Below are 24,057 nucleotides of genomic sequence, written 5' to 3'. Positions count from 1 at the left end.
GCACCTTCCGGATCGGCGACGCTACCGGGTATCCACGTTAGGTGAGGCTAACCGATCTGGGGGCGTGGGGCTCCTCACAAACGTGCGGAAGGTATCCTTGGTGAGGTCCGCGTGTGACCAGAGCCGGTCACGGGATGCCTGACGGCTTGCGCGGCCACCCACCCCTTGAAGTTCAGGAGTTCTCGCGTGCCCGCAGCCAGCGCTACCGTCGAAACCGGCCGGCCGACCGGTAAGACCCGGCCCGACCTGCGCAATGTCGCGATCGTAGCCCACGTCGACCACGGCAAGACCACGCTCGTGGACGCGATGCTCCGCCAGTCCGGCGCCTTCGCCGAGCGGGCCGAGGTCGTCGACCGCGTGATGGACTCCGGTGAGCTCGAGCGGGAAAAGGGCATCACCATCCTCGCGAAGAACACCTCGATCCACCGCCAGACGCCCGAGGGCTCGGTGACGATCAACGTCATCGACACCCCCGGCCACGCCGACTTCGGCGGTGAGGTCGAGCGCGGCCTGGCCATGGTCGACGGCGTCGTCCTGCTGGTCGACGCGTCCGAGGGTCCGCTCCCGCAGACCCGCTTCGTGCTGCGCAAGACCCTCGAGGCCCGGCTCCCGGTGATCCTGCTGGTCAACAAGACCGACCGGCCGGACGCGCGGATCTCCGAGGTCGTCGAGGAGACCCACGACCTGCTGCTCGAGCTGGCCAGCGACATCGAGGACGCCGACCACGACGCGATCCTCGACCTCCCGGTCGTCTACGCCTCCGCGCGCGCCGGCAAGGCGAGCCTCGAGCAGCCCGCCGACGGGGAGATCCCCGAGAGCGAGAGCCTCGACCCGCTGTTCGACACGCTGCTCCGGCACGTGCCGCCGCCCGCCGCCGACCTCGACGCGCCGCTGCAGGCGCTGGTCACCAACCTCGACGCGTCCAACTTCCTCGGCCGCATCGCGCTGATCCGCATCCACGCCGGCAAGCTGCGCAAGGGCCAGACCGTGGCCTGGATGCGCGAAGACGGCACGGTGCAGAACGTCCGCATCTCCGAGCTGCTGGTCACCGAGGCGCTCACCCGCGTCCCGGCGACCGAGGCCAGCGCGGGCGAGCTCGTCGCCATCGCGGGCATCCCGGACATCACGATCGGCGACACCCTCGCCGACGTCGAGAACCCGGTCGCGCTGCCCCGGATCACCGTCGACGAGCCGGCGATCTCGATGACGATCGGCGTCAACACCTCGCCGCTGGCGGGGCGCAACGGCGGCGACAAGGTCACCGCGCGGCTGGTCAAGGCCCGTCTCGACCAGGAGCTGATCGGCAACGTCTCGATCCGCGTCCTGCCGACCGAGCGCCCCGACACCTGGGAGGTCCAGGGCCGTGGCGAGCTGGCGCTGGCCATCCTCGTCGAGCAGATGCGGCGTGAGGGCTTCGAGCTGACCGTCGGCAAGCCGCAGGTGGTCCTGCGCACGATCGACGGCAAGCTGCACGAGCCGTTCGAGCGCCTCTACATCGACTCGCCGGAGGAGCACCTCGGCGCGATCACGCAGCTCCTGGCCGCCCGCAAGGGGCGCATGGAGGACATGAGCGGCAACGGCACCGGCCGGATCAAGCTGGAGTACGTGCTCCCGTCGCGCGGCCTGATCAGCTTCCGCACCGACTTCCTCACCGAGACCCGCGGCACCGGCATCGCGAACCACGTGTTCGAGGGCTACTTCCCGTGGGCGGGCGAGATCCGCACCCGGCACAGCGGCTCCTTGGTCGCCGACCGCACCGGCCCGGTCACCGCGTACGCGATGATCCAGCTGGCCGACCGCGGCACCTTCTTCGTCGAGCCGGGCGCCGAGGTGTACGAGGGCATGGTCGTCGGCGAGAACCCGCGCTTCGAGGACCTCGACATCAACATCACCAAGGAGAAGAAGCTGACCAACATGCGTCAGTCCTCCGCCGACGTGATGGAGACGCTGGCCCGGCCGCGCAAGATGGGCCTGGAAGAGGCGCTGGAGTTCTGCTCCGTCGACGAGTGCGTCGAGGTCGCGCCCGAGGTCGTCCGGGTCCGCAAGGTCACCCTGGACGTCAACACCCGCGCGAAGGAGCGTTCGCGCGCCAAGAGTCGCGACAACGGCTGATCTCTTCGAGACCGCGAAAAAGCCTCCCGGTGCCAGCTGCCGGGAGGCTTTTTCGCGCCCGCTCCGCTACCGCGGGTGGAAAAGCGGCGAACGGGCTGTCACGAAATCCGGTGTTCTTCTCCTTATATCTTTATGGGGCCGACGGCGGCCCCGGCGCGTGTTCCGCCGTTCCGGAACGGTCCGGGAACCCGGACGGTGGTCCGCGCGTCCTTTTTCCATAGCGGCACCAAGGGGCGGTGGGCCCGGCCGATCCGGGTGTGGGAATCTCGGTTCCGGTCGCGAACGCGGTCGTGGGAGCATGGCTGACCCGATCGGCGGAATCTGGGAGGAACTGGGCGTGCGGGTGAATCGCAAGGCGGTGCCGGTACTGGCACTCGCGGCCGTGCTGCTCACCGCGTGCTCCAACACCCCGCCACCCCCGGTGGTGTCCTCGTCGGTCGCGCCGGTGTCCACCACCGGCAAGACGCCGTCGCAGATCGTCGTCGGGGTCGACGACGTGCTCGGCGGGTACAACCCGCACAACCTCGCGGACTCGTCCCAGGTGACCTCGGCGCTGTCGCAGCTGCTGCTGCCCTCGGTGTTCCGCCAGAAGGACGACGGCAGCAGCCAGCTCGACAAGAACCTCATGAAGTCCGCCGAGGTGGTCTCGCAGCAGCCGTTCGTGGTCGCCTACGAGATCCGGCCGGACGCGTCCTGGTCCGACGGCGCGCCGATCGCCGCCGAGGACTTCGACTACCTGCGCACCCAGATGCGCGACCAGCCCGGCGTCATCGAGCCCGCCGGCTACCGGCAGATCACCGACCTGCAGTCCCGCGAGGGCGGCAAGCGCGTCGAGGTCACCTTCGCCAAGCCGTACCCCGGCTGGCAGGCGCTCTTCTCCGGGCTGCTGCCCGCCCACCTGCTCAAGGACGCGCCCGACGGCTGGCGCGGCGCGCTCGCGGCGAACTTCCCGGCCGTCGCCGGCCCGTTCTCGATCAAGAGCATCGACACCGCCCGCGGCGAGGTCATCCTCGAGCGCAACGAGCGCTACTGGGAGAAGCCCGCGGCGATCGACCGGATCGTGCTGCGCCGGTCGGACCAGAACACCCTGCTGGCCGCGCTGCAGAGCGGCAACGACCAGTTCGCGCTGGCCCGGACCAGCGGCGACGAGCTCAAGCGGCTCGGCGAGCTGGGTTCGGCCGTGCGGCTGCACACGGTGGCCCGGCCGGTGGTGGCCGGCGTGCTGCTGCGCCCGGTCAGCGCCACCCTGCAGGACGCCCAGGTCCGCGCCGGGGTCGCCGCGTTCATCGACCGGAACAAGCTGATCACCGAAGGCGTCGACGGCGGCCCGTCGTCGACGCTGCACGCCGACGCCCAGGTCAAGGCGCCGTCGGAAGCCGGGTACGCGGCAACCATCCCGCCCGGCCCGCCGACCGCGCCCGACGTCGCCAAGGCCGAGGAATCGCTGAAGGCGGCGGGCTACGCCAAGACGGCGGGCACCTGGCGCAAGAACGGCAAGGCGCTCTCGCTCGTGATCGCCTCGCCGGGCACCCAGGAGCCGTACGCGTCGATCGCCAAGGAGCTCACCGCCCAGCTCGTCGCGCAGGGCATCGAGGTCAACGCGATCACCCCGCAGCCGCGCGACCTGTTCGGCGGCCTGCTCGCGATGCCGGTCGTCAACGGCGTCCAGCAGCCGACGGGCGACTCGGCGGGCAACGTCGGGATCGACATCGCCGTCGTGCCGCAGGCGGTCGGCGGCGACCCGGCCTCGGTGCTCGCGTCGACCTTCGGCTGCCGCCTCGAGCAGACGGCCACCGGCGCCGACCCCGCCAAACCGGTCGTTCCGGGCAACTCGGCCGGGTTCTGCGATCCGGCACTGCAGTCGTCGATCGACGCGGCGCTGTCCGGATCGACGCCGATCACCGAAGCGCTCACCACCCTTGAGCCTGAACTTTGGCGCCAGAACGTGGTGGTCCCGTTGTTCCAATTGGCTGACACCCTGGCGATCGGATCGGGCATCTCGGGCGTCACGCCAGGTCCCCCCATGGTGGGCCCATTCGGGTCCGCGGTGAACTGGACCCGCGGCCCGAAGTAATCGCGCGACTACGCATTCAGTACTACCGGGTGATCTTCACCGACGCCTTCGAGTGGGTGGCTTTGAATCCGTGAGGTAACCGTCGTATTTCTGGATGTCCACTGGAAGTCACCCTTTGGTCACGATCGACCCTGAACTGGTGACTGTCGGTGCTTTTCCTTTCTAGCGTGCTCCCGCAGTGCGCCAGTTGAGTGTCGCTTGGCGTGTCGTAGGCTCCGGCCCATCCAACCGGAGCGGTGTGGGCCCTTGTCCCGATATTCAAGGGTTCAGTGCTAGGAGGGCACACTTCATGAGGAGATCCAAAGCAGTCTCCGCTTTGTCGCTCGTCGCCGGCGCTTCGCTGCTGCTGAGCGCCTGCAGCGGCGGTGATTCGGGTTCGGGCAACACCGATCAGAACGGATCGTCGACCGACGTCAAGGCGATGGCTGTCGGCAAGGCCGAGACCGGTGACCTGTTCAAGCTCGCGGACACCCCGGGGTACGACGGCACGGTCACGATCGGTATCGACGACGGGTACTCGGGGTACAACAACCAGACCCCGGACACCAACAGCTCGTACAACAACTACGTCCTGACCGCGGTGCTCTCCGGTACGTTGAAGCTCGACGGCAACAACAAGGTGCTGCTGAACAGCGACGTCTTCGAGTCGTGGGACATCACGACGAAGGACCCGCAGCAGGTCACCTACAAGATCAAGCCGAACGTCAAGTGGTCGGACGGGCAGCCGTACGACTGCAAGGACCTGTACCTGGCGTGGCTGTCGCAGAGCGGCCTGGCGAAGGGCCCGGACGGCAAGAACCCGTTCAACTCGGCCTCGACCACCGGGTACTCGCTGATCAAGACGGCGACGTGCAAGGACAACCTGACCTTCGTCACCGACTACAGCGAGCCCTACCTCGACTACAAGGGCCTCTTCAACGCGCCGGCGATCATGCCCGCGCACATCCTCGAGGCCAAGACCGGCATCGCGGACATCACGAAGCTGGCCCCGACCGGCGACCCGGCGCAGATCAAGGCCGCCGGTGACTTCTGGTCGAACGAGTGGAAGGGCTTCAAGGCGGACATCATGCCGTCGTCGGGCCCGTACAAGATCACCGCGTTCGACGCCAACCAGAAGGCCGTCACCCTCGAGAAGAACCCGACCTGGGTCGGCGGCAAGGGTGGCCCGTCGAAGATCATCGTCCGCGCCATGGAAGACACCAAGGCCATGGCGACCGCGCTGCAGAACGGTGAGATCGACGTCGCGGCGTCGACCCAGCCGGACGCCACCGCGGCCCAGACGATGAAGGGCCTCGCGGCCCAGGGCGTGGTCTACGGTTCGGCCCCGCAGCTGACCTACGAGCACCTCGACCTGAACTTCAAGCGCATGTTCGCCGACAAGGACCTCCGCAAGGCGTTCCTCGAGTCGGTCAACCGCAAGGAGATCACGGACAAGCTGCTCAAGGAGGTCCAGGCGGACGCGGAGCCGCTGAACAGCGTCGTCTTCTTCCAGGGTGAAGAGGGCTACACCGACCTGTACAGCAGCAAGGCGGGCCTGGGCGCCGACGCGGCGGCCAAGACGCTGACCGATGCCGGCTGGGTCAAGGGCGGCGACGGCATCTTCGCGAAGAACGGTGTGCGTGCCTCGTTCAAGATCACGCACAACCAGAACGCGCGCCGCAGCCAGACCGTCGAGATCATCATCTCGCAGGCCAAGGCCGCCGGCATCGAGGTCAAGGACGAGACCGACGCCAACTTCCTCAAGGGTGGCCGCGTCTCGACCGGTGACTACGACGTCGCGCTGTTCGGCTGGTCGGCCCAGCCCTTCAAGGCGGAGTCGAAGTCGATCTACGTCTGCCCGGACAACGGTGGTGAGCAGAACTACCAGAGCCTGTGCGACAAGAAGATCGACGACGCCTACACCGCTGCGGTGAAGGCGACCGACGAGCAGGTCAAGCTGCAGAAGTACCAGGAGGCCGACAAGGCCATCGCGGACGACTACGCGACCCTGCCGCTGTTCCAGACGCCGAGCATGTGGGCGTTCAAGGGCATCGACCGCGTCTACATGCAGTCGTACGACGGTGTGCTGTGGAACGTCGGCGAGTGGGAGCAGAAGAAGTAGGGCTCGCCCCGCCTCTTCTTTCCCCTCGCTCCAGATGACCTGGGAGGTACCGGGGTCCGGCCACGAGCCGGGCCCCGGTACCCACCGGAAGTAGCTGTTGACCGTAGGGTTACCGCCACTACGGTAGACAACCGGGTAGCGGTCCAGCGCACTTCTGACGACCAGGCCCGGATGAGGAGCAGTTCGTTGAACCTGGTGATCTACATCCTTCGCCGTCTGGCGATATCGATTCCCGTCCTCCTGGTCGGGACTTTCTTGTGTTTCGTCATGGTCGCCGGCACCGGTGACCCGCTGGGCGAGCTGCGCCAAAACCCGCAGATCAGCAAGGAAGCGCTGGCCGCCACGGCCGCCAAGCTCGGTCTCGACCAGGGCATCATCCCCCGTTACTTCTCGTGGCTCGGTGACTTCCTGACCGGCGACTGGGGCATCTCCATCGCGCAGGGCAACGCCCTCGCGCCGGTCGCCCCGAAGGTGATGGCCGCGCTCGGCGTCACCTTCAAGCTGGTCGTCGGCGCCGAGATCCTCGCGCTGATCATCGGCATCATCGTCGGTGTGCTGGCCGCCGTGAAGCAGTACTCGATCATCGACTACATCGCGACCACCCTCGCCTTCCTGCTCTTCTCGATGCCGATCTTCTGCGTCGCGATCGTCCTGAAGCGCTACGCGATCGAGATCAACGGCTGGGTGCGCGACCTGGGCCTGTCCGACGTCCTCGGCAACCCGTGGCTGCGCACCACCAGCCCGGAGCAGCTGCGGACCGACGGGGTCGGCGACTTCATAACGAGCACGATCGGCGCGTACCTGCTGCCGACGCTGTCGATCATGGCGATCAGCTTCGCCGCGTACAGCCGGTTCCAGCGCGCCTCGATGCTCGAGGTCATGGGCTCGGACTACGTGCGCACCGCGCGCGCCAAGGGCCTCGCCAACGGCCGGGTCATCTTCCGGCACGCGTTCCGCAACGCGCTGATCCCGGTGACGACGCTGTTCTCGGTGAACTTCGGCTCGGTCCTGGCCGGCGCGATCATCACCGAGACGGTCTTCAACTGGCACGGCATGGGCACGCTGCTGGTGGAAGCGGTCACGAAGAACGACACCCAGGTCATGATGGGCTGGCTCGTGGTGATCGCCTCCCTCGTGATCATCGCCAACCTGATCGCCGACCTGATGTACGGCATCCTGGACCCGAGGATTCGCGTTGGCTGACTTGAACTCTCTTCTCGCGACCGAACAGGCGACCGCCGACGGTACGCTCCCGCCGGACGCGCTGCCGGAGCCGCGCAGCCAGGGCAGGCTGGTCCTCCGGAAGTTCCTGCACCACAAGCTGGCGATGGCGTCGACGGCGGTGCTGATCCTGATCGTGCTGATCAGCGTGGTCATGCCGATCTTCTGGAAGCACGGCTACCAGGACAGCTCGTTCCCGTCCTTCGCCAAGCCGAGCGGGGACTTCCCGCTGGGCACGACCCAGGTCGGCAAGGACATGGTGTCGCAGGTGCTGCGCGGCACGCAGTACTCGCTGCTGATCGCGCTCACCGTGTCGATCCTCGCCACCGTGATCGGTGTCGTGTTCGGCGCGGTCGCCGGTTACCTGCGCGGGTTCACCGACTCGGCGATCTCGCGGGTGACGGACCTGTTCCTGATCATCCCGCAGATCGCCGCGGCGGCCATCCTCGCCAAGGTGTTCGGCGGCGGTACGTGGTACATCGTCGCGCTGGTGCTGTCCGCGTTCGCGTGGATGCCGATCGCCCGGATCACCCGGGCCGAAGCGATGTCGCTGTCGCAGCGCGAGTTCGTCGACGCGGCGCGCGCTTCGGGGGCCGGCGTCGTCCGGATCATCTTCAAGCACCTGGTGCCGAACATGGTCGGCAGCATCACGGTCAACGCGACCCTCGCGGTCGCGCAGGCCGTGCTGGCGGAAGCCGCGCTGTCGTTCATCGGCCTCGGCGTGCAGCTGCCCGACACTTCGCTGGGCCGCGTCATCCTGGAGAACTACGCCCAGCTGCAGACGCGGCCGGCGCTGTTCTTCGGGCCGTTCATCGTGCTCGTGCTGATTTCACTGACGATCAACTTCATCGGTGACGGTCTTCGCGACGCCTTCGACCCGCGCCAGCGGAGAATGAAGGCCTGAACGCACGACGCGGGGGTGACCGGGGTTCCGGTCACCCCCGCGCTCGTTCCCGCCGCGGGATCGCCGGACCTGGGGGTTTCGGATGAACCTTGTGCTCTACGTGCTCAGACGGCTGGCCATCTCCATCCCGGTCCTGCTGGTCGGCACGTTCCTCTGCTTCGTCATGGTGGCCAACACCGGCGACCCGCTGGGCGAGCTCCGCAGCAAACCGGGCATCAGCGCGTCGGCGATCGCCGACACCGAGCACAAGCTCGGCCTCGACCAGAGCGTCGTCGCCCGCTACTTCACCTGGCTCGGCCACTTCCTGACCGGCGACTGGGGCATCTCGATCGCCCAGGGCAACGCGTTCACGCCGGTGGCGCCGAAGGTCATGGCCGCGTTCAACGTGACGCTGGAGCTGGTGCTGGCGGCGTCCGTGCTGGCGCTCGTCTTCGGCGTGCTGGTCGGGGTGCTGGCCGCGGTCAAGCAGTATTCGATCTGGGACTACGCCGCGACGACGCTGGCGTTCCTGATGTTCTCGATGCCCATCTTCTGCGTGGCGATCGTGCTGAAGGGCTACGCGATCCGCGCGAACATCTGGGTGCGCGACCTCGGCCTGGCCGACGTCCTGGGTGACCCGTGGCTGCGCACGACGAGCCCGGAAAGCCTGTCGGCGACCGGGGTGGGCGACGCGCTCGCGAAGTACGTCGGCGCGTTCCTGCTGCCGACGCTGTCCATCATGGCGATCACGTTCGCCGCGTACAGCCGGTTCCAGCGCGCGTCGATGCTGGAGGTGCTGGGCGCCGACTACGTGCGTACCGCGCGCGCCAAGGGCGTCTCGAACAGCCGCGTGATCTGGCGGCACGCGTTCCGCAACGCGCTGATCCCGGTGATGACGCTGTTCTCGGTCAACTTCGGCGCCACGGTGACGGGCGCGATCATCACCGAGACGGTGTTCAACTGGCACGGCATGGGCACGCTGCTGGTGGAAGCGGTCAACAAGAACGACCCGCAGGTGCTGATGGGCTGGCTGGTGGTGATCGCGGCGAGCGTCATCGTCGCGAACCTGCTCGCGGACCTGCTCTACGGCATCCTCGACCCCCGCATCCGCGTGGGCTGAAGGGGACGTTCGGCGCGTCAGACGCAGTGAAGGGGACTTTCCTCGCATCCGATGCGAGGAAAGTCCCCTTCAGCGTGCGTCAGTCGGCCACCGGGGCCAGCTTGCCGGCCTCCCAGGCCGCGCGGCGCTCGGCCTGCAGGATCGGGTCCGCGACCGGGGCCGCCGACAGCAGGCGCCTCGTGTAGTCCTGCTGCGGCGAGTGCAGCACCTGGTCGCGCGTGCCGACCTCGACCAGCTTGCCGTGCTGCATCACCGCGACGCGGTCGGCCAGCAGGTCGACCACCGCGAGGTCGTGGCTGATGAACAGGCAGGCGAACTGCAGCGACTGCTGCAGGTCGAGGAACAGGTCCAGCACGCGGGCCTGCACCGAGACGTCCAACGCCGAGGTCGGCTCGTCCGCGATGAGCAGCGCCGGGTCCAGCGACAGCGCGCGGGCGATGGCCACGCGCTGGCGCTGGCCGCCGGAGAGCTCGTGCGGGTAGCGGTTCATGTAGTGCCCGCCCAGCTCGACCTTGTCGAGCAGCGAGCGCACCCGCGCCGACAGCTCCTTGCCGGAGAGCACCTTGTGCAGCACCATCGGCTCGGCGATCGACTCGCCGATCGTCATCTTCGGGTCCAGCGTGGACGCCGGGTCCTGGAACACGATCGAGAAGAACCGGCGAAGCGGGCGGATCTCCTTCGCCGACATCGTCGTGATGTCCTTGCCGGCGATCGCGATCGTGCCCTGGGTCGCGCGCAGCAGGCCGACGGCGCAGCGGCCGACCGTCGACTTGCCGGAGCCCGACTCGCCCACCAGGCCGACGATCTCGCCCTTGGCGATGGTCAGCGAGACGTCGTCCACCGCCCGGTTCTTGGCCTGGCCGCGGCGGCCCGGGTACTCGAGCACGAGGTTCTTGATCTCCAGGGCCGGCGCGGCCTCCTCGATCACGGCCTCCAGCTCGGCGTCGGCCAGCCGGATCTCCTCGGCGATCTTGGCCGCCTCGGTGCTGTCGGACGCGATCCCGGTGTCGTCGAGCAGCCGGCGGCCCTCGGGGCGCTGGCCGAGCACCGGCACCGCGGCGAGCAGCCGCCGGGTGTAGTCCTCCTTCGGCGCCGCGAACAGGTCGCGCACCGGCGCCTCTTCGACGATCTCGCCCTGGTACATGACGATGACGCGGTCGGCCATGTCGGCGACGACGCCCATGTCGTGGGTGATCAGCACGATCGCGGTGTCGAGCGTGTCGCGCAGCTTGCGCAGCAGGCCGAGGATCTCGGCCTGGACCGTCACGTCGAGCGCCGTCGTCGGCTCGTCCGCGATGATGACCTTCGGGTCGCAGGAGATCGCCATGGCGATCACGACGCGCTGGCGCAGCCCGCCCGACAGCTGGTGCGGGTACTGCTTGAACCGCAGCGGCGGGTTCGGGATGCCGACCATCTCCAGCAGCTCGATCGCGCGCTTGTCGGCGGCGTCCTTGGAGATGTCCAGGTGCGAGCGGAGGGACTCGCGCAGCTGCCAGCCGACCGTGTAGACCGGGTTCAGCGCGGTCATCGGCTCCTGGAAGATCATCGCGACCTGGTTGCCGCGGATCTTCTGCATGTCCTTCTCTTTGAGGTCCGCCAGGTTGCGCTCGCCGAGGCGCAGCTCGCCCGCGATCCGGCTGGTCTTGGGCAGCAGGCCCAGCACCGACATCGACGTGACGGACTTGCCGGACCCGGACTCCCCGACCACGGCGACGATCTCGCCGGGCTGCACGTCGAACCCGATGCCCTTGACGGCGTTCACGACGCCGTCCTCGGTCTGGAACGACACGCTGAGGTCGGAGATCGACAGAACGGATCCGGACACGCCGGCGACGTCCGCCGAAGTTGCTTCAGTGCTCACCAAGATGCCCTTCGTGGGGGTACAGACGATCGCGACGCGGCGGTCGCGACTCGCGCGAGGATAACCGAGGGTGTCCCCGACGAAGGTCGGAGCACGGGAATTACGCTCAACCCGTGATCTCCCCGGTACCGCGCAGGCTGCTGCTCGTCCACGCCCATCCCGACGACGAGAGCATCACCACCGGCGCCACGATCGCACGATACGCCGCCGAAGGCGCCGAGGTGACCGTGGTGACCTGCACGTTGGGTGAGGAAGGCGAGATCATGCCGGGCCTGGCCGAGCTGTCCGGGCTGGGCGCCTGGGCGGCCGACCAGCTGGGCGGCTACCGGGTCGCCGAGCTGAAGGCCGCGTGCGCCGCGCTCGGGGTGTCACGGCATCGTTATCTCGGCGGGATCGGCCGGTGGCGCGATTCGGGCATGGCGGGCACGCCGTCGGCGTCGCACCCGCGGGCGTTCACCGGCGGCAGCGCCGAAGAGCAGGCCGCGCAGCTGGCGGAGATCCTGGACGAGGTGCGCCCGCAGGTCGTCGTCACCTACGACGCCTTCGGCGGCTACGGCCACCCGGACCACATCCGCGCGCACGAGATCACGATGGCGGCGGCACCGCGGGCGGAGTCGGTGGCGCGCGTGTTCCACACGGTGGCGTCGAAGAACGCGGTGCGCACCGGGTTGAACGCGCTGCGTGCGGGTGCCCCCGAATACGGCGTCCCGGCCGACGACGAGCTGCCGGCGACCCCGGACGAAGAGATCACGACGGTGCTCGACGTCGCCGCGCACGTCCCCGCGAAGGTAGCGGCGCTGCGGGCGCACGCGACGCAGCTCGCCGTGGTCGACGGTCCCGTCCCGTACTTCGCGCTGACGAACGAGGTCGCCCAGCCGATCGCCGCGAAGGACTACTTCGTGCTCGCCCACGGCCCCGCCGAGGGCGCGGCGGACGACCTGTTCGGCGGACTGTGACCGTGGAACCGCTGACCTGGGAGCAGCGGCTGCTCCTGGCGCTGCTCGTCTTCGACACGGTCCTGCTGGCGATCGTCGAGCTGTTCTTCCTGCCGCTGCGGATCGGGGTCGTGCCGCTGCCGGTGACCGTCCTGGTCGGCGCCGTCACGACGCCGTGGCTGGTGTCGACCACGGCGAAGCTGGTGCGGCCCGCTCTTTCGTGGGTACCCCTGGCGGTGTGGGTGCTCGTCGTGTTCGGGGTCGGCATGCTGGGACCCGGCGGCGACCTGGTGCTGATCCAGGACTGGCGGGCGCTGCTCTTGCTCGGCGCGAGCGCGCTGCCGGGCGCCTTGGTGCTCGGCGGTGGGCTGGGCCGTGCGGTGGGAAGGGGAACGGGACGTGGCTGAGGCGATCTCCGATCGGCAGGTCGTGGCGGTGCTGCGGCCGTTCGTGCGCGCGTGCGGGCCGATGCTGGACGCGCTGCGCGAGTCCGACCCGTTCGGTCTGCAGGCCCGCGCTGCGGACGACCTGGCCGAGGTCGAAACGGGCCTGAAGGCGAAGCTGATCCACGGCGTGACGTCGGTGAAGGTCCCCGGTACGGCGGCGTGGGCGCGGATGACGGGCTACGACCGGTCGAGCTGGTGGATGAACCGCGTCGGCCGCTTCACGGCGCTGCTGACGTCGATCCCGGGGCTGGGCGGCGCACTGGCCGACCGGCTCCCGGTGCAGGACGCGCTGGGCGCGGCGTCGCAGGGGTTGCTGCTGTGCGCCATCGCGGGCGAGTACGGCGTCACGGACGTCGGCACGCGCGTGCGCCTGATCGCCTGGGTGCTGTTCGAGCGGGAGATCGACGCGGACCTCGCCGCCGGCAGCCACGCGGAGCACGACGAAGCCGCGGAGGCGGACGAAGCCGCGAGGCTGACCGAGGAACTGACGGCGTCGGAGAAGAAGCACGGCAAGGCGACGGTCAAGGCGGCGGGCCGCACGCTGTGGCGGCTCGGGCGCGGACTGCTCGGGATCACCGGCGAACTGGAGAAGCGCCCGCGCGGCAACTTCCTGCACCGTGCGATCGGCATGTTGCCGGTCGTCGGCGCGGCGGGTGACTACCTCGGCGAGCGCTCGGGGCTGCGCGTGGCCTGGAAGCGCGCGCACGTCTGGCTGACGGAGCACCGCACCTGAGCTCCGGTGCGGTGCTCGCGCCGGCTCAGTTCCAGAACTGGAAGACGCTGAACCCGATCTGCGCACCGTCCACATAGCCCCCGAAGGCGCCGAAGAGCGCGTACGAGCCGTTCCACAGGAGCGCGTTCGCCGGCTTGATGAACCACAGGATCGCGAACAGGATGATCGGCGCCCACGGGCGGACCTGCGCGCCGATCTCCCGGGCGCGCGGGGGCAGGTACGGCTCGATCGCGCCCCAGCCGTCGAGGCCGGGGATCGGGAGGATGTTGAGGATGAACGTCACGACCTGCAGCAGCGCCAGGTAGGACATCGCGATCACGAGGCCGCCCGCCATCGGGACGAGCGCGACCACCAGCGCCAGTGCCGCGCCGACGGCGAGGTTGCTCAGCGGGCCCGCCAGTGACACCCACGACGACGTCCCGCGCGAGCGCAGCGCGCCGCGGTTGATCCAGACCGCGCCGCCCGGGAGCGGGATGCCGCCGATGATGAGGAAGATCAGCGGCAGGACGATCGACAGGACCGGATCGGTGTACTTCCGCACGTCCAGGGTGAGGTAACCCTTGTGGGCGACGCTGTAGTCGCCGCCGCGGTAGGCGACCATCGCGTGGCCGAACTCGTGCAGCGACAGCGACGCCACCCAGCCGGCGGCGACGAAGATCACGACGCCCGCGATGAGCAGCGGGTCGCGGTCGCGGACGAAAACGGTGTTGATGTCACCGAACGCGGCCATCGCCCCACCGGCGACGGTGAGCGCGAGGATGCCGAGGAAGACCGGGCTGGGGCGCACTGCTGACTTCTGCACGAGTCCCAGTCTTCCGTATGCCCGGTGTGAAGTTACCGGCGTGTCCCCTTGCGCGATCGGGCTCCGACGTCCCCCGAACTCGCTACTCCGCTTGACCTGACCGCACTACACGGGTGTAATCACAGTGATGTCATTCGCCGCCAGAGGGGGCGGCGAGTGTCGTTTCACCACCGCCAGCCTGGGGAGTGCTAGGGAGCGAGGAGGCGGACGTGCGGTTGGAAGCCGATGGTAAGGAATGGGGGCACGTCATGAGTTGGGGCGAGATCCCGGAGCAGGCTCTGGGAGATCTCACCGAGCTCATCGATGCCACCGAAGAAGAGCAGGATTGGCAGGAACGCGCTCTGTGCGCGCAGACGGACCCGGAGGCGTTCTTCCCGGAGAAGGGCGGCTCCACCCGCGAAGCCAAGCGGATCTGCCTGGGCTGCGAGGTCAAGGACGAGTGCCTTGAGTACGCGCTGGCCCACGACGAGCGCTTCGGCATCTGGGGCGGCCTGTCCGAGCGGGAGCGCCGCAAGCTGAAGAAACGCGTCGTCTAGAGGGCGAATCACCGGTGATGCGTGCGTCACCGGTGATTCCACGTGGTGAACACTCGGCGTGGGTTCACCACCGGGTGACGGACCGGGGCCGTAGGGTGGCCGCACCGACCCGCCGCCTGATCTGGAGCGTTCGTTGCCCCGCACCGCCGCGCCGCCCGTCCTGCGCACCGCGCCCGTTCTGGCCATTGTGGTCTGTCACAACGGCGAAAACTGGCTGCCGCTGGCGCTTTCTTCGTTGCGCCGCAGCTCCGTCCGGCCCCGGCACGTGCTCGCCGTCGACACCGGCTCCACCGACTCGACCCCGCGGCTGCTCGCCGAAGCGGCGGCCGAACCCGGCTCGGATTCTTCTCCCGTGCTCTCCGGGGTCATCACACTTTCGAGCGACACCGGCTTCGCGGCCGCGGTCGCCGAAGCCGTCGAGCACGCCACCGAACGCTGGGGCGATCCCGGATCGTGGCTGTGGCTGCTGCACGACGACTGCGCGCCCGAGCCCGACTGCCTCGACGAACTCCTGCGCGTCGCCACGAAAACGCCGTCGGCGACGGTGCTCGGCGCGCTCGGGCTCGACTGGACCGACCCGCGGCTGATCGTCGAAGCCGGCCTGTCCACCGACGCGTCCGGGCACCGCCAGCAGGTCGCCGCGCTCGGCGAAGAACCGGCCGAGGTGCTCGCCGTGCCCAGCGCGGGCTCCCTCGTCCGCCGCGACGCCTGGGACGACCTCGGCGGCTTCGACCCCGGATTCCCGTTGCTGCGCGAGGATCTCGACTTCGGCTGGCGCGCCAACGCCGCCGGCGGGATCGTGCTCTCCGTGCCGACCGCGCGGGTCCGGCACGCGCGCGCCGTCACGACCGGCCGGCGCGCGGCGGACGCCGTCACCGCGCCCCTGGCCGCCGCGAACCGCGCTCACGGGCTGCGCGTCTTCCTGGTGAACTGCTCGCCCGTTTCCTTCTGGCTCGGGATGATCCGGCTCCCGCTGCTCTCGGTGCTGCGCGCGCTCGCGTTCGTCCTGCTGCGCCGCACCGGCGAAGCGCGCGCCGAGTTCGCCGCGGCCGCGTACCTCCTCAGTGGACGCGGCGGATTGCGCGCCGCCCGTGCCCGCCGGCGGCGGAATCCGCGGCCGGGCACGGTTCGCGGGCTCTTCACCGGGCGCGTCACCCGGCTCCGCAACGCTTTCCGCGCGGGCGTCGTCGGGCTGGTGCGCCGGGGCGTGGAGAGCGACGTCGCGCTCGGCCGGGTTCCCGAGACCGTCGAAACCGAGTCGGCGTGGGTGACGCCGGAAGCGCTCGACGCCCGCGAGACCCGGCCCGTCGGGCCCGACGCGCTGCCCGCGGGTGCGCTGCGCGGGCTCAGCTCGCGCGGGTCCGGGCTGCGCCGGCCGGGCACGCTCGTCGCCGTCGCGTTGCCGGAAACCCCGGCGCCGGCCGCGGTCTCCGACGAACCGGTCTCCGCCGAACCGGCCGAAGAGGCCGAGCCCGAACTCGTCTTCGTCGAGGTGAACCGGCGGCGGGTGCTCGCGGCCACGATCTTCGCGCCGCCGGTCGTGCTGCTCGTCGTGATGACGGCGCTCGGGCTGGTCGTCAACCGGGCCCGGCTCGGCCTGGACCTCTTCGGCGGCAAGCTGCTCCCGGTCGGCGGGCTGGGGGAGCTCTGGTCGTCGTACCTCACGCCGTGGCACGCGATCGCGGGCGGCACCGGCGCCCCCGTGTCGGCGACGCTGCCCGTGCTGGGCACGCTCGGCGCGGTCTTCGCCCCGATCGGCGGCCCGGCCGCGCTCGTCGCGGTCCTGCTCCTCGGCGACATCCCCTTGGCGGCGCTGAGCGCCTACGCGGCGACGCGGCGGCTTCGCGTCCGCCGCTGGGTCCGCGCGGTCGTCGCGGCCACCTACGCGCTCCTGCCCGCCGCGACCGCCGGGGTGGCGCAGGGCCGGCTCGACGTCGTCGTGGTGCACCTCGTGCTGCCGCTGGTGGCCGCGGGCATCGCCGGGCTGCTCGTCCACGCGGACACGCGCTGGCTGCACGTGTCCGCACTCTCGGCGTTCGGGGTGGCGCTGCTCGGCGCGTTTTCCCCGCTGGCGCACGGGCTCGCGCTCGCCGGGCTGCTGATCGGGTTCGTCGTGCTGCCCGCGCCGACCGGGCTGGCCCGGCGGATCGCGTCGGTCGGCATCGTGGTGCTGCTGCCGCTGGCGCTGCTGCTGCCGTGGCCGACCGTGCTGCTGCGGCACCCGGAGCTGCTCGTGCAGGGTCTTGGCGGCGCGGCCGCTGCGGTGTCCGGCACCGACCTGGCCGGCCTCGACCCCGGCGGGCCGGGCGCGTGGCCGATCGGCGTCGCGGTGATCGCCGCGGCCCTCGTGGCGGTGGTCGTGCGCCCGACGAAGCTCGCCGCGGGCGGGCTCGCGCTGGCGGCGCTGGGCGCGGGCGGGCTGGTCCTGGTGCGGCTGGTGACGGCGGCGCCGATGCAGGGCGGCGCGGCGGCGCACGGCTACGCGGGCGTCCCGCTGCTGATCGTCGGCGCCGGGCTGCTGTGGGTCGTGCTCGGGTCGTGGCAGCGCGGCGGTTCGGCCGGGGTGCCGTCGCCGTGGCTGCCGCAGGTGATGGCGGTGGCCGGGGTCGTCGTGTTCCTGGCTCTGGCGGGCGGCGCCGTCGCCGTCGGCGGCCAGGGCCCGCTCCGCGCCGGGCCGCGGCCCGCGCTGGCACCCGAAGTCGCGGCGGAGATCTCGGCGTCCGGCCGGTCGGTGCTCGACCTGGCGGCCGACACGACCCGCCAGATCGGCGGCCGGCTGCCCCACTACGGCGACGACGAACTGGCCCCGACCCCCGGCACCCCGGCCCGCCTGGCCGCGTGGCGCCACGACCTCGGCCAGGGCGACGCGGCGGCCGTCCAGCGCACGTTCGCGGCCGCGGCCGCCGCCGGCGTGGAGTACGTGGTGCTGCCGCCGGGAGCGGACCCGCGGGCTTACCCGCCGCTGGCGAAGGACCTGGTGTCGGTGGCCGCCCCGACGTCGGACGGGCGGGGCGTGCTCCGCCTGCTCGCGCCGGCGGGCCAGGTGATCCTGATCTCGCCGGAGCAGGCGAAGGCGGCGGTCACCGGCGGCGGCGCCCCGGGCCTGGCCCCGGGCGTGGCCCCGGTGCAGGCCGGTCTCCCGGACGTGCGCGTCCGGGTGTCGGACGGCCCGACCGGCCGGCTGCTGGTGCTGGCGGCGGAGCAGGAAGCGGGCTGGAAGGCCGCGGTGGGCGGCAAGAGCGTCCCGATCGTGCCGGCCTGGGGCCACCAGGTGGCGGTGTCGGTGCCGCCGGCGTCGTCCGAGGTGACGGTGGAGTACCCGGGCACGGAACGGAACCTGCTCCTGCTGGCCCAGCTGGCGGCGGTCCTGTTCACCCTGTTGACGGCGGTCCCGGCCCGGCGCCGCCCGTGACGATCACCGCGCAATGGGTCCGCGTGTCGTGGACGAAGCACTCGCGCGGTGGCCCGGCCGCGGCGGTCCGGAACGCGGCCCCGGCCGGCTTCGCGCTGCCCGCGTTGCCGGGCCGGGTCGCGCACGTGGTGCGGATGCGTGAAGAGGACGGGTTCGCGCCGGTCGCGTCGGTGGAGAACCTCCGGGACGTGGCTGTGGACCTGCGGGAAGCGGACGGCCGGCTGCGGGTGCTGCCCCGGGTCGGCGAGCTGTTCGGCCTCCCGCCCCGCGAGCGGCGCCCGCCTGCGGTGAAGCTCGCGCCGGGCGAGTGGGTGCGCTGGCGGCTCAACTACCGCTTCAGCAGCGCGGCGGGCAGGCAGGACTGGTCGTACTGGCTGGACACGTTCAACGTCGGCTTCGGCGAGCTGCCCGCCGACGCGTTCCTGGGCGAGCCCACGCACTCCGTCGACGAGCGGGGACCGGTCCGGTAGGTCACTCGCCTTCGATGACGTCCGGTTCCACGCCCAGGTAGCCGGCCACCTGCTCGACCAGCACGTCGTGCACCAGCTCGGCCAGCTCCGACGGGTCCTTCGCCCGCGCCTCCAGCGGCCGCCGGTACAGCACGATCCGGGCGCGCGTCGGCAGGCCCGTGCGGTCCACGCCCGCCGGGACCAGGCGCGACAGCGGCACCGCGCCGTCGTGCAGGACGCCGTCCGCCGGGGAGTGGCCGTTCTCGCGGATCTCCGGGACGTCGTCCACCGCCACGTCGAGCTTCGTCAGCTCGTGGCGCCAGCGGGCCTCGATCGGTTCGAGCGCGTCCAGGACCAGCGCGTCGAAGCGTTCCGCGCGGCTCGCGGCGGCGGGCAGGGTCGCCGGGTACAGCGTCCCGCGCAGGCCCCGGCCGTGCCGGTCCCTTCGCAGGCGCCGCCGCTGTCGGTAGTCACGAGCCGTCGCCACCCCGGAAGTCTATGCGGTCGGCACGTCCCAGCGCGTGTCGCTCCTACTAGCTTGCGGCGACGCGCTATCGTTTCGGATCGTGCGGAACGTACGGAAGTGTTCGCGTACCGGCTGTCTCGAGCCGGCTGTGGCCACGCTGACGTATGCCTACAGCGACTCCACCGCCGTCGTCGGCCCCCTGGCCACCGCTTCCGAGCCGCACTCCTACGACCTCTGCGAAGCCCACGCGCTGCGGCTGACCGTCCCCAAGGGCTGGGAAGTCGTCCGGCACGAAGGCGCCTTCGCCGCGCCGGACCCGTCGGCGGACGAGCTGACGGCGCTGGCCGAGGCCGTGCGCGAGGCCGGCCGCTCCGACAAACCGGCTCCCGCGCCCGAGCCGGAGGGCCCGTCCGGGCGCCGCGGCCACCTGCGTGTCCTCCCCGGCCGCGCCTGAGCGCGTCGCCCACCACCACCGCCGGTAGGCTTTCCGCGCGGCGCAGCGGGCGCCAGGACGACTAATCGCGGGGAGACGGCGTGTCAGACCTTTCGGGCATCGTGAAGGCCTACGACATTCGCGGCGTGGTCGGCGAGCAGCTCGACGCGGACCTCGTCCGCGACTTCGGCGCCGCATTCGCCCTGCTCATCAAGCCCGAGGCGCCGTCGGTGGTGATCGGCCACGACATGCGCGACTCCTCGCCGCAGCTGTCCGCGGCCTTCGCCGAGGGCGTCACCTCGCAGGGCCTCGACGTCGTCAGCATCGGCCTGGCCAGCACCGACCAGCTGTACTTCGCGTCGGGCTCGCTCAACCTGCCGGGCGCGATGTTCACCGCCAGCCACAACCCGGCCAAGTACAACGGCATCAAGCTGTGCCGCGCCGGCGCGTCCCCGGTCGGCCAGGACACCGGGCTCGCCGAGATCCGCGACACCGTCGAGCAGGGCGTCCCCGGGTTCGAGGGCCAGCGCGGTTCGGTGACCGAGCGGGACGTCCTCGCCGACTACGCCGCCTACCTGCGCAACCTGGTCGACCTGTCCGGCAGCCGGCCGCTGAAGATCGTCGTCGACGCGGGCAACGGCATGGGCGGGCACACCGTCCCGACAGTGTTCGCCGGGCTGCCCATCGACATCGTGCCGATGTACTTCGAGCTCGACGGCACCTTCCCGAACCACGAGGCCAACCCGCTCGACCCGAAGAACATCGTCGACCTGCAGGCGAAGGTGCGCGAGGTCGGCGCGGACGCCGGCGTCGCGTTCGACGGCGACGCGGACCGCTGCTTCATCGTCGACGAGCGCGGCGAGCCGGTTTCGCCGAGCGCGATCACCGCGCTGGTCGCCGTCCGCGAGCTGGCGAAGGACCCGGGCGGCACGATCATCCACAACCTGATCACGTCCAAGGGCGTGCCGGAGATCGTCGCCGAGCACGGCGGCAAGCCGGTCCGCACCCGCGTCGGCCACTCGTTCATCAAGGCCGAGATGGCCCGCACCGGCGCCATCTTCGGCGGCGAGCACTCCGCGCACTACTACTTCCGCGACTTCTGGCGCGCCGACACCGGCATGCTGGCGGCGCTGCACGTCCTCGCCGCCCTCGGCGAGCAGAACGGCCCGCTCTCGGAGCTGACCAGCGCGTACTCGCGCTACGCGGCCTCGGGTGAGATCAACTCCACGGTCGACGACCAGGTCGCCAAGATGATGGCCGTCAAGGACGCCTTCGGCGCCCGCTCCGGTGTCGAGATCGACGAGCTGGACGGCCTCACCGTGCAGCTGCCGGGTGGCGCCTGGTTCAACCTGCGCCCGTCGAACACCGAACCGCTGCTCCGCCTGAACGTCGAGGCCGCGAACGCCGAGGCCGTGCAGGGCCTGGTGGACGAAGTGCTCGCGATCATCCGCAACTGACCCCACCCCCTAAGAAGGGTGCCTAGGGGCCGAACTGTGTCCTGAAGTGCTCTTCAGCACAGTGCCCCGCGTGGTATGGAGGAACCATGGCCATCACGCTCGACGCCCAGCTCCTCGAGATCTTGGCGTGCCCGTCGCCGGATCACGCCCCGTTGCGCCCCGGCGCACCGGACGATCCCGAGGCCGACGCGCTGACGTGCACCGAGTGCGGCCGGGTGTACCCGGTGCGTGACGGGATCCCGGTGCTGCTCCTCGACGAGGCGACACAACCGGGCACCAACGGAACTTCCGATGCCGACAGTGCTTGACGACACCCTGCTCGACGACCCGGCGCGGCTGGCCGAGGCCGACAGCGCGGGGCTGCTGCGGGCCGCCGCGATGGCCGGCGCCCAGGTGCGGGCGACCGCCGAGCTCGCCGCCGAGCTGGAGCTGTCCGAGCGGCTCGACATGGGCCGCCCGCGTGCCGTCGTGCTCATCGACCGGCCGGGCGTGTCCCGCACGCTCACGCGGCTGCTGGCCGCCCTCCTGACGCCTTCGTGCCCGGTCCCGGTGGTCGTCGCCGAGGTCGTGCCGAGCTGGATCGGCGCGCTCGACGTCGTTTTCGCGCACACCGACGACCCCGGCGACCGCGAGCTCGCCGCGTCGCTGGAGCGCGCTGCCCGCTACGGCGCTTCGGTGGTGCTGTCCGCGCCCGCGGAGGGCCCGGTGGCGGCCGCGGTGGCGGGCAAGGGTGTGCTGCTGGCACCGCGCGTCCCGGTGCCGCCCGAGCTGGCGTTCCCGCGCGGCCTGGCCGCCGGGCTGCTCACGGCGAACGCGCTGGGACTGCTGATCTCCGACGTCCAGGTGCTGGCCGACCAGCTCGACCTGGAGGCCGAGAAGGACTACCTGGCCCGGGAGTCGTTCGCGAACCCGGCGAAGGCGCTCGCGCTGCGGGTCGCCGACCGGGTGCCGCTGCTGTGGGGGCTGGACCCGGTCGCGGTCGCCGTGGGCGAGCACGCGGCGCACGCCTTCGCCGCGCACGCGGCCATGGTCTGCGACGTCGAGGACTATCGTCAGGCCCTGGCGCGGCCCGCATTGCGGCGAGCGGCGCAATCGGGGGGCTCCGAGCGTGACATCTTCGCTGATCCGGACGATCCCTCTGGTGACATCCCCACCCGGGTGCTGCTGCTCTCGGTGCGCACCGGTCCGGCGACGGACGCGGCGCGGTACCAGGCCGAGGACCTGCTGCCGGGTGCGGACGTCATCGCCCCGGCCGAGGAGATCGAGGCCGACGAAATCGTGCGGGCCGCGGTGCTGGCGCTGCGGTTCGAACTGGCGGCGGTCTACCTCGGGCTGGCGGCGGGCAGCATCGGCGGCGCAGGCCGCTACGCGCCCGCGACGGCGTGAGACCCGCCGAGCACCGGCCCCGGCCGGTGCCGAAGGAGTGGAGTTGAGGTGACAGTGGAGCTGCTGCGCAACGCGGTGCGGCCCTACGCCTGGGGATCGCGGACGGCGATCCCCGAGCTGCTGGGCCGCCCGGTACCCGCGCCGCACCCCGAGGCCGAGCTGTGGATGGGTGCCCACCCGGGCGACCCGTCGCACGTGATCGGCCCGGACGGCACCGAGCGAAGCCTGCTGGAGCTGGTGGACGCCGACCCGGTGACGCAGCTCGGCGAGAAGTGCGCGAAGCGGTGGGGCGGGCGGCTCCCGTTCCTGTTGAAGATCCTCGCGGCGGAGGAACCGCTGTCGATGCAGGCGCACCCGTCGGCGGCGCAGGCCGCGGAGGGGCACGCCCGCGAGGAGCGGCTGGGCATCCCGCGGGACGCCTCGAACCGCAACTACCCGGACCCGACGGCGAAGCCGGAGCTGGTCTGCGCGCTGACGGAGTTCCACGCGCTGGCCGGGTTCCGCGCTCCGGACCGCACGGTGAAGCTGCTCAAGGCGATCGAGACGCCGGGGCTGGCGAAGTACACCGGGCTGCTCGAGGCGCAGCCGGACCCGTCCGGGCTGCGGGCGCTGTTCACGACGTGGATCACGCTGCCGCAGGCGTCGCTCGACTCGCTGCTGCCGGAGGTGCTCGACGCGTGCGTCCGGCACGTCCAGGAGCACGGCGAGTTCGCGGTCGAGTGCCGGACCATCCTGGAGCTCGGGGAGGCGCACCCGCGTGACGCGGGCGTGCTGGCGGCGTTGCTGCTGAACCGGCTGACGTTGCGCGCGGGCGAGGCGATCTACCTGCCGGCCGGCAACCTGCACCTGTACCTGCACGGCACGGCCGTGGAGATCCTGGCGAACTCGGACAACATCCTGCGGTGCGGCCTGACCCCGAAGCACGTGGACGTCCCCGAGCTCCTGCGCGTGGTCGACTTCGCGTGCGGCGAGATGCCGGTCCAGTGCGGCGACGGCGGGGAGCGCCTGTCGGTGTACCGCACGGACGCGCCGGAGTTCGAGCTGTCGCGCGTCGAGTGGGCAGCGGGGCAGGACGACGAGATTTCGGTAGACAGCGTCGGCCCCCAGATCCTGTTGTGCACGGCCGGTGACCTGCTGGTGACGGCCGATGACGGCGAGAAGGTGGAGCTACGGCGCGGCCAGTCGGTGTGGCTTCCGGCGGCGGACCCGCCGGTCCGGGTGCGTCCGCTGGACGGCGCGCGGGCGCAGCTTTTCCGCGCGACCGCGGGTACCTGCGAAGACTGACTTCGCGTTCGGCTCGGTTCGGAGGCCTCTCGGGATTCCCGAGGGGCCTCCGCCGTTTTGTGTGCGTTCCGTGTGGCGGCGTCGGCAACTATCGACCCAACGGGGGGACCCTGGTGCGCTGGCGCGCGCTGCCGGTCCGCTGGGGGTGGCGCCGGTCAGATCCCTGCCCGGCGCCCGTGGGCGTGGAGGTGGTGCCGCGAGGGGGCGGCACCACCCGGCCCAGAGGGAACGCGCAGCCGAGCCGGGGAGGACTCGGGGGCGCGGTCCTGAGGGGGAGGGGACGGCGGTGCTGCGGGTGCGGGCATCGGCTGGGCGGGGGTCTGGCCGGTGCCGCTGGGGGCGAGCG

At 71.0% G+C, this 24,057-nt stretch carries 20 protein-coding genes; 17 read left to right on the top strand and 3 right to left on the bottom strand.

The window, feature by feature from the left end:
* Window positions 1-186: 186 nt before the first annotated feature.
* From typA to AB5J73_RS04955, 6 genes are all read left to right on the top strand, one after another.
* On the top strand, window positions 187-2,112 hold the full coding sequence (gene typA, locus AB5J73_RS04980; RefSeq protein ID WP_370968525.1) for a translational GTPase TypA: 1,926 nt from the start codon (window positions 187-189) through the stop codon (window positions 2,110-2,112).
* Between the two features lie 337 nt (window positions 2,113-2,449).
* Window positions 2,450-4,186 (top strand): ABC transporter family substrate-binding protein, encoded by a 1,737-nt coding sequence (locus tag AB5J73_RS04975; protein WP_370972944.1) that lies wholly within the window; start codon window positions 2,450-2,452, stop codon window positions 4,184-4,186.
* Window positions 4,187-4,475: 289 nt separating this feature from the next.
* On the top strand, window positions 4,476-6,287 hold the full coding sequence (locus AB5J73_RS04970) for an ABC transporter family substrate-binding protein (RefSeq protein WP_370968524.1): 1,812 nt from the start codon (window positions 4,476-4,478) through the stop codon (window positions 6,285-6,287).
* A gap of 186 nt (window positions 6,288-6,473) precedes the next feature.
* Window positions 6,474-7,490, top strand: a complete 1,017-nt coding sequence (locus tag AB5J73_RS04965) for an ABC transporter permease (RefSeq protein WP_086856010.1) — start codon at window positions 6,474-6,476, stop codon at window positions 7,488-7,490.
* Window positions 7,483-8,412 carry an ABC transporter permease gene (locus AB5J73_RS04960; RefSeq protein ID WP_370968523.1) on the top strand — a complete coding sequence of 310 codons (930 nt, stop codon included), beginning with the start codon at window positions 7,483-7,485 and terminating at the stop codon, window positions 8,410-8,412. The genes AB5J73_RS04965 and AB5J73_RS04960 overlap by 8 nt, the downstream gene beginning before the upstream one ends.
* Before the next feature lie 82 nt (window positions 8,413-8,494).
* A complete protein-coding gene (locus AB5J73_RS04955) occupies window positions 8,495-9,511 on the top strand; it encodes an ABC transporter permease (RefSeq protein ID WP_370968522.1) in 1,017 nt (338 codons plus the stop codon).
* Between the two features lie 79 nt (window positions 9,512-9,590).
* Here the strand turns inward: AB5J73_RS04955 and AB5J73_RS04950 are convergent, their stop codons facing one another.
* Window positions 9,591-11,372 carry an ABC transporter ATP-binding protein gene (locus AB5J73_RS04950; protein ID WP_370968521.1) on the bottom strand — a complete coding sequence of 594 codons (1,782 nt, stop codon included), beginning with the start codon at window positions 11,370-11,372 and terminating at the stop codon, window positions 9,591-9,593.
* 113 nt (window positions 11,373-11,485) lie between these two features.
* On the opposite strand from AB5J73_RS04950, the gene mshB reads away from it, so the two are divergent.
* Genes mshB through AB5J73_RS04935 form a run of 3 tightly spaced genes read left to right on the top strand, consistent with a single transcriptional unit; the run spans window position 11,486 to window position 13,486 of the window.
* The gene (gene mshB / locus AB5J73_RS04945) at window positions 11,486-12,328 is read left to right on the top strand and encodes an N-acetyl-1-D-myo-inositol-2-amino-2-deoxy-alpha-D-glucopyranoside deacetylase (protein ID WP_370968520.1); all 843 of its coding nucleotides are present in this window, start codon (window positions 11,486-11,488) and stop codon (window positions 12,326-12,328) included.
* The gene (locus AB5J73_RS04940) at window positions 12,325-12,714 is read left to right on the top strand and encodes a hypothetical protein (RefSeq protein WP_370968519.1); all 390 of its coding nucleotides are present in this window, start codon (window positions 12,325-12,327) and stop codon (window positions 12,712-12,714) included. Before mshB ends, AB5J73_RS04940 begins: the two co-directional genes overlap by 4 nt.
* Window positions 12,707-13,486: a hypothetical protein gene (locus AB5J73_RS04935; RefSeq protein WP_370968518.1), complete on the top strand. Its 780-nt coding sequence runs from the start codon at window positions 12,707-12,709 to the stop codon at window positions 13,484-13,486. The genes AB5J73_RS04940 and AB5J73_RS04935 overlap by 8 nt, the downstream gene beginning before the upstream one ends.
* Before the next feature lie 25 nt (window positions 13,487-13,511).
* Here the strand turns inward: AB5J73_RS04935 and AB5J73_RS04930 are convergent, their stop codons facing one another.
* Window positions 13,512-14,273 (bottom strand): site-2 protease family protein, encoded by a 762-nt coding sequence (locus tag AB5J73_RS04930; RefSeq protein WP_370972941.1) that lies wholly within the window; start codon window positions 14,271-14,273, stop codon window positions 13,512-13,514.
* Between the two features lie 263 nt (window positions 14,274-14,536).
* Between AB5J73_RS04930 and AB5J73_RS04925 the strand changes: the two genes are divergently transcribed.
* The 3 genes from AB5J73_RS04925 (at window position 14,537) to AB5J73_RS04915 (ending at window position 18,706) form a co-directional block, all read left to right on the top strand.
* Entirely contained in the window at window positions 14,537-14,824 is a 288-nt protein-coding gene (locus AB5J73_RS04925) for a WhiB family transcriptional regulator (RefSeq protein WP_167441477.1), read from the top strand.
* Between the two features lie 133 nt (window positions 14,825-14,957).
* Complete coding sequence (locus AB5J73_RS04920) at window positions 14,958-18,236, top strand: glycosyltransferase (RefSeq protein ID WP_370968517.1); 3,279 nt, start codon at window positions 14,958-14,960, stop codon at window positions 18,234-18,236.
* Window positions 18,233-18,706 (top strand): hypothetical protein, encoded by a 474-nt coding sequence (locus AB5J73_RS04915; RefSeq protein WP_370968516.1) that lies wholly within the window; start codon window positions 18,233-18,235, stop codon window positions 18,704-18,706. Before AB5J73_RS04920 ends, AB5J73_RS04915 begins: the two co-directional genes overlap by 4 nt.
* 1 nt (window position 18,707) lies before the next feature.
* Here the strand turns inward: AB5J73_RS04915 and AB5J73_RS04910 are convergent, their stop codons facing one another.
* Window positions 18,708-19,172, bottom strand: coding sequence for a metallopeptidase family protein (locus AB5J73_RS04910; protein ID WP_158641364.1), 465 nt, complete (start codon window positions 19,170-19,172; stop codon window positions 18,708-18,710).
* Window positions 19,173-19,251: 79 nt separating this feature from the next.
* On the opposite strand from AB5J73_RS04910, the gene AB5J73_RS04905 reads away from it, so the two are divergent.
* From AB5J73_RS04905 to manA, 5 genes are all read left to right on the top strand, one after another.
* Window positions 19,252-19,605, top strand: a complete 354-nt coding sequence (locus AB5J73_RS04905; RefSeq protein ID WP_247018803.1) for a DUF3499 domain-containing protein — start codon at window positions 19,252-19,254, stop codon at window positions 19,603-19,605.
* 80 nt (window positions 19,606-19,685) lie between these two features.
* Window positions 19,686-21,041, top strand: a complete 1,356-nt coding sequence (locus AB5J73_RS04900; RefSeq protein WP_370968515.1) for a phosphomannomutase/phosphoglucomutase — start codon at window positions 19,686-19,688, stop codon at window positions 21,039-21,041.
* An 86-nt stretch (window positions 21,042-21,127) separates the two neighbouring features.
* A complete protein-coding gene (locus AB5J73_RS04895; protein WP_086865627.1) occupies window positions 21,128-21,349 on the top strand; it encodes a Trm112 family protein in 222 nt (73 codons plus the stop codon).
* Window positions 21,333-22,427 (top strand): hypothetical protein, encoded by a 1,095-nt coding sequence (locus AB5J73_RS04890; RefSeq protein WP_370968514.1) that lies wholly within the window; start codon window positions 21,333-21,335, stop codon window positions 22,425-22,427. Before AB5J73_RS04895 ends, AB5J73_RS04890 begins: the two co-directional genes overlap by 17 nt.
* A gap of 54 nt (window positions 22,428-22,481) precedes the next feature.
* The gene (gene manA / locus AB5J73_RS04885) at window positions 22,482-23,711 is read left to right on the top strand and encodes a mannose-6-phosphate isomerase, class I (protein ID WP_370972938.1); all 1,230 of its coding nucleotides are present in this window, start codon (window positions 22,482-22,484) and stop codon (window positions 23,709-23,711) included.
* Window positions 23,712-24,057 lie beyond the last annotated feature (346 nt).

The organism is Amycolatopsis sp. cg9, from assembly GCF_041346945.1.
GTDB lineage: Bacteria > Actinomycetota > Actinomycetes > Mycobacteriales > Pseudonocardiaceae > Amycolatopsis.
The sequence above is the reverse complement of the archived record's forward strand: the minus strand, read 5'-3'. Positions and strand labels throughout refer to the sequence as shown.

Excerpts from the sequence above, each read along its gene's own strand:
- AB5J73_RS04970 (WP_370968524.1), top strand. The coding sequence starts at position 4,476 with ATGAGGAGATCCAAAGCAGTCTCCGCTTTGTCGCTCGTCGCCGGCGCT.
- AB5J73_RS04955 (WP_370968522.1), top strand. The coding sequence starts at position 8,495 with ATGAACCTTGTGCTCTACGTGCTCAGACGGCTGGCCATCTCCATCCCG.
- AB5J73_RS04925 (WP_167441477.1), top strand. The coding sequence starts at position 14,537 with ATGAGTTGGGGCGAGATCCCGGAGCAGGCTCTGGGAGATCTCACCGAG.
- AB5J73_RS04895 (WP_086865627.1), top strand. The coding sequence starts at position 21,128 with ATGGCCATCACGCTCGACGCCCAGCTCCTCGAGATCTTGGCGTGCCCG.
- AB5J73_RS04890 (WP_370968514.1), top strand. The coding sequence starts at position 21,333 with ATGCCGACAGTGCTTGACGACACCCTGCTCGACGACCCGGCGCGGCTG.